General features: G+C 64.3%; 2 protein-coding genes and 2 pseudogenes. 2 read left to right on the forward strand and 2 right to left on the reverse strand.

Going from position 1 to position 3,127, the window contains the following annotated elements; genetic code table 11:
- The coding region (locus ACH0BU_RS17930) for an IS110 family RNA-guided transposase (RefSeq protein ID WP_500264464.1) at positions 1-1,169 on the reverse strand (1,169 nt) is incomplete at its 3' end.
- Between the two features lie 154 nt (positions 1,170-1,323).
- Here ACH0BU_RS17930 and ACH0BU_RS17935 point away from each other — a divergent pair.
- Positions 1,324-1,662, forward strand: a pseudogene (locus ACH0BU_RS17935) (integrase core domain-containing protein); the annotation flags it as partial.
- 47 nt (positions 1,663-1,709) lie between these two features.
- Here the strand turns inward: ACH0BU_RS17935 and ACH0BU_RS17940 are convergent.
- Positions 1,710-1,856 (reverse strand): annotated as a pseudogene (locus tag ACH0BU_RS17940) (dGTPase); the annotation flags it as partial.
- 75 nt (positions 1,857-1,931) lie between these two features.
- Here ACH0BU_RS17940 and ACH0BU_RS17945 point away from each other — a divergent pair.
- Positions 1,932-2,945, forward strand: a complete 1,014-nt coding sequence (locus ACH0BU_RS17945; protein ID WP_334657020.1) for an SDR family oxidoreductase — start codon at positions 1,932-1,934, stop codon at positions 2,943-2,945.
- Positions 2,946-3,127: the final 182 nt, after the last annotated feature.

Raw genomic sequence — 3,127 nt, forward strand, 5'->3', positions numbered from 1 at the left:
ATCTTGGCGGTGAGTGCCGTCATCGCCTTGCGGCGACGGTCGGCATCGTCCGCGTGCCCGGCGGTGTACCGTCCGAGCTTGTCGCGGAAGCTGTTGTCGCGCTGACGCGCGGCGACCTGGGCAGCCATCCAGAAGGTCCGGCGCAGGCGCGCATTGCCGTACTTGGACAGCTTCGTGCGGCCACGGAACGTGCCTGACTGACACGTTGCGAGATCGAGACCGCAGAACTTCAGGAACTGACGATGATGGTTGAAGCGCCGCAGATCACCGGCCTCGGCCAGGATGGTCAGCGCGTTGATCGGACCGATGCCCGGAATGTTGCGCAGCAACTGGTAGTCGACGACATCGGCGAGCCGCGCATGGGCCAGCCGCTCGATTTCGTCGCGCTGCTGGATGAGGCTGCGGCCCTGCGCGATGACCATGCGGAACATGGTGATGGCGGCTGAGTCCTCCGGCACCGGCAGTGCCGTCGAGGCGGACGCCGTCTCGTAGATGTCGTTGATGAGCCGTGCCTTGGAAACCTTGCGGCCGATGAGCGGCCACGCTGCGGCCGAGAACGCCTCCCGGTCCAGCGCTGTGATGGTGGCCGGTGTCGGAAACCGCTCGATGAGCGCGAAGAACCAGTCGGACCGGCTATTGCCTGCGAAGCGGGCGATCTCGGGGAAGTACATCGGCAGGTAGTGGGTCAGGATGCGATGCCAGGTCTGCGTCTTCATCCTGGAGATCGTCTCGTGGGTCTTCGAGAGCTCCTGCAGGTCATTGATGCCTGCGGCGAGCGGGTCGACGTAGCGCTGCGTCGCGCCGATCCGCAGCATGTGCAGGATGACCTGCGCGTCCTTGGGGTCGTTCTTGTCCCAGCCGTTGTGCAGCGCCTCACGCGTTCGGGCGAGGGCGACCGATGAGATGAGCCGCAGCTCGAACCCCGCCGTCAGCAGCCGGTGCGCCAGCGTGCGATGGTAATTACCCGTCGCCTCGAACCCGACGATGATGGGGCGCCCGATGGCAGCGAGTTGCTCGGCAAAGCCGTCATAGTCCTGCCTGGTCGCCATGACGGTCATCCGCCGGCGCCGGCCACCTTCCGGTCGCTCGATGAGGACCTCCTGCCGGTTCTTGGACATATCGATGGCTACCAGCACGGCGCCGGCAGGCGTAGAGGTGAGCTTGGTCATGGTCGGTCGGCCTCCAAAGTGTTGTCTCGACAACCTCACTTTAGATACCTGCTGACCGGCCATGGCTTGCCCTGATGAAGCCTGCGGCCGCTACGCGGCCTTGTCTTCATCAGGGCCATAGCGGCTCCCGAACCAGCGCTTCCCAATGTGCTACGGCAGCGAGTTCATCGCCACCGCAGTCCAGAAATGGCTTGGGCAGATCGGCGTGAACACGCTCTACATCACGCCAGGCTCGCCATGGGAGAACGGCTACAACGAGAGCTTCAATGGCTCGCTGCGTGACGAGCTGCTTAACGGAGAGATCTTCTACAGCCTCGCCGAGGCCAGAGTGCTGATCGAGGCGTGGCGGCGCCACTACAACACCATCCGGCCACATAGCAGCCTGGGCTATCGCCCACCCGCACCAGAAGCGGCGACGCCGCCATTGCCGGCCTCCGGTTCCGCTTCGCTCCACCTGCGCCCGGCAATGGCGGCGGAGACGACAATGCACTAACTATCTACCCGGACCACCCGGTGGGGGCTGCTCAACGCAAGCCGTGATTAGATTCGGTCGAACATCGATCCCATACGAGGGGAGAACAGCCGATCGTATGTCTTCAGCAGGAAGCTGTCGGTCATACCCGCGATGTGATCGCAGATGACCCTCGGCCGCTGTCGGCGCCAGTCATCACTTTGAAGCAGATGGGATTTCATCCGAGGCGGACCTATCGCAGCACCGCAGCGTTAGCCTTGTGTCCCCTAGAAATCGCAAAAGGTGTTGCCATGCCGCTCAAGCTGAAGCCGCTGTCCGAACAAACGATTGTCATTACCGGTGCGACATCCGGCCACGGGCTGTGTACCGCGCAGATCGCGGCGGCCGCGGGGGCGCGCGTCATGCTGGCCGCGCGCGACGAGGACGCCCTCCGCGAGGTGCGCGACGCCATTCGCGCGCAAGGCGGCACCGCCGAATATGTGGTCACGGATGTCGGCAGCGAGGCCGACGTGCAGAAGCTTGCCGATGAGACGGTCGCGCGCTTCGGCGGCTTTGACACTTGGGTGAACAATGCCGGGATCGGCGTCTATGCCGAGGTTCTGGACCTGTCGCTGGACGATCATCGTCAGGTCTTCGAAACAAATTACTGGGGCGTGGTGCACGGCTCGACGGTTGCGGTCCGTCATTTCAAGGACAAGGCGAACGGGGGCGCGGTGATCAATGTCGGTTCGATCAACAGCGACATGGGCGGCCCCCTGCTTGCGTCATACAATGCCTCGAAGCATGCGGTGAAAGGTTTCACCGACTCGCTGCGCGTCGAAATGATGATGAACGAGCTTCCCGTGTCGGTGACGCTCATCAAGCCCAGCGCCATCGGTACGCCGTTCACCGAACATGGCCGCAACAGGACCGGTTTTCAGGCGAGGCTGCCGCGCCCGATCTACGCGCCCGAGCTTGTCGCCAATGCGATCCTTGACGCGGCGCAGAACCGCCGTCGCGCGATCACGGTCGGTGGGGGCGGCAAGTTCCAGGTGCTCGGCGCCGTGCTGCTCCCGTCCTTGTTCGACAAGATCGCCGCCAACATGGCGGGGACGCTGATCGATCGCGACCAGCCCGCCAGAGATGTGGAGGGCAACCTCTACCAACCGCAAGGAAATGACGGCCGTACGGAGGGCCGGCAGAAGGGGCGGCACTTCAGCACATTTACCGCCGTTCGCCGGCACGGCTGGGCGACCGCCGGCGTGCTCGCGGCCATGGGCGCGGCGGGCGCATGGGCCATGACCCGCAAGGCCGCTCGCACCTGACGCGGCAGCCACGCAGAGCGCTGTCATATCCGATACGGGCGAAGGCGTCATCGGCGGCGTGAGGAGCACCAGCGCGAGCAATATGGTCAGGTGTCAGCGAAGGAGGCTGTCCGTCGTCAGAACATTCGGCACAACTCGCGGCGTAGATTAGCGGAGTGCGGACCTCGTCAGGGGGTTGATGT

Source organism: Sphingomonas olei (genome assembly GCF_045369765.1).
GTDB classification, from domain to species: domain Bacteria; phylum Pseudomonadota; class Alphaproteobacteria; order Sphingomonadales; family Sphingomonadaceae; genus Sphingomonas; species Sphingomonas panaciterrae.